This is a genomic window from Psychrobacillus sp. (assembly GCF_056205495.1).
Map to the genome: position 1 here is coordinate 1 of NZ_JBAEAP010000629.1, position 2,291 is coordinate 2,291.

Consider the following 2,291-nt stretch of genomic DNA (forward strand, 5'->3'; position numbering starts at 1 on the left):
CACCTTGAAGCTGAGTAGAAACATCGGTACCAAAGGTTGTTCCCATCAGTTCCAATTGCTTTGTTAAATTATATCCACCAACCGTAACGTTTACTTGTCCATTATGCATTGTTTCTGGATTAGTAGTGTTACCAACAGCAATTCCTAATCTTGCAGTAGCAGGAGTTCCCATCGTCCCACGGTTAGGACCTGAGTTTCCTGTAGCAATTACAGAAATAGTCCCTGCCATCATTGCATTATTAATTGCAAAAGATCCACTATCTGTTTCAGTGTTAGCTCCCCCACCAAGAGAAAGGTTAATAACATCCATTTTTTCTACTACCGCAGTATCAATAGCTTTAATGATACCTGAAGTAGATCCACTTCCGTAAGCACCTAGCACTCGGTAAGCGTACAGGTCTACTTTGGGAGCAATTCCCTTAATGCCAAACTCATTAGCCCCAATTGCTGCGATTGTCCCAGCAACATGTGTACCATGAGATGTATAGAATGAGCTTCCATTTGCATTAAATTCAGGAGTTCCAGCAGGACGTTCAGAAGGTAAAGTTTCTGATGCGTCATTATCTGCACGGGGTCTTGTATACGTAGATGAATTAGGTATGAAATTCTTTCCGCCTTTGTAGATGTTAGCAAACTCTGGATGGTCTGCATCGATACCTGTATCTAGTACTGCAACCTTAATGCCTTGTCCTTCTATTCCTTCATTCCAAAGCCTTTCAATGCCTAGGAATGAAATGCTTGTATTCATTAGGGCATCTACTTTGTCTTCTTTTTTAATAACAGATGATTTATCTGTTTTCATTTTTTGAGGTGCTTCCGATGCATAGACGATTGCATCTGGCTCTACTAGCGTTACACCCTTAACTTCTAATAGTTTTGGTAGGTCTTCAGCTTTAACAACCGCCGCAAAACCATTTAAAACAGTGTCAAATGTATATCCTTGTTTCATTGATATCTTTTTTAGGTTAATTTCTTTTTTTACAGCTGATTGTTGAGCTCTTACATTATTTCTAATGTTACTTTCTTGAGCAGTCGTGAATGAACTTCCATTTAACTCACTAATTCCCTTTTCTAAAGCAACTGGTTTTTCGGATAAATGTATAATAACAGCAACTTCCTGTTTACCCGATAAATTCTGTAAATCTTTGTGAAGCTTTGGACCACCAAGCGACAGACCTACTTGTTCTGCTATTGCCGCCTTTAGCTCCATTGTACTTTCATTTGGAATGTCTGGCTTGAATTGTTTTTTATCTCCATTTGCTGATGCAGTCATTATTGGACTGAACATCGTAAAGACCATAGCTATTACCAAAAACACTTTAAAAAACTTATTAACCAGTTTTTTATCCACTTAGTTTCCCCCTATTAGAACAATTGTTATTACTTTTAAGCGTTCTTTAAGCTAATGTCTTTTTATGAGGTTCGCACCCTTCCTATTAAAATAAGTATCGAATGTAAAAATTCATACCTACCATTCTATGTGCTAGACTCTATTTATATGATTAGAATATTAAAAATTAGTTATCTTTAAGTCGAAAAATTATATATATTTTGCACTTCGTGACCTGGGGATAGGGAAATAACTATTCTTCTTGATTTATTGATTGACAATCAGCGCAGTGTTAACGAAGACAATTTAATTTTCATCTACAGATTTTTACAGATCATTGATTATATGAACTATTAGATTGCAGCATCTTCAAGCTAATTTTATTGAAGTTTTCCTCTATTTGTTACACCTTAGTTAATTGGTGCAAACTTACTTTCCCAGTTTATTAAGTTGAGTTGATAGCACTACTGCTTCCTCACCTCCTATCAGCTCTGTCCCCAAACCTCGAGCAATATCTTTTTGAGTTTTTTATTCTTCTACTGTTTAAAAATTACTTGTTGCATCACTTAAATTGCTAGAACGTCGCTATTTCCGTAATATACTTTTAGTTTTACCTAATGCCGGTTTGGGCCAGCACTGCACAGGAGACTTTCATCGTATACACGATTGTCAATAGTAAACCTTTATTCCTAATACCCCTCTTAAAATATACAAATATTTCAAGAATAAATAAATTATATTATTTCGACAATTCATGACATTTGAATTCTTTTACTTGTATAATCTTCTTTTTTCGTTTAATTTCGACAGCATCTTATAGCGTATTGTGTCGAATAAAGAAGGAAAGATTTTTATTAAACTATTGGTTTCTAGTGCTTGAAATATAATTTTGAATGTGTGGATTGTTTCCCCTCTCCATCATATTCCAAATAATAATTAAGTACACAACTGGGTGGATTTG

The 2,291-nt window shown here is 35.4% G+C and carries 1 protein-coding gene; it reads right to left on the reverse strand.

The window, feature by feature from the left end; translation table 11 throughout:
- Positions 1–1,351, reverse strand: a 1,351-nt coding sequence (locus tag AC06OU_RS17940; protein WP_475857605.1) for a S8 family serine peptidase, incomplete at its 3' end; no start/stop codon positions are given.
- Positions 1,352–2,291 lie beyond the last annotated feature (940 nt).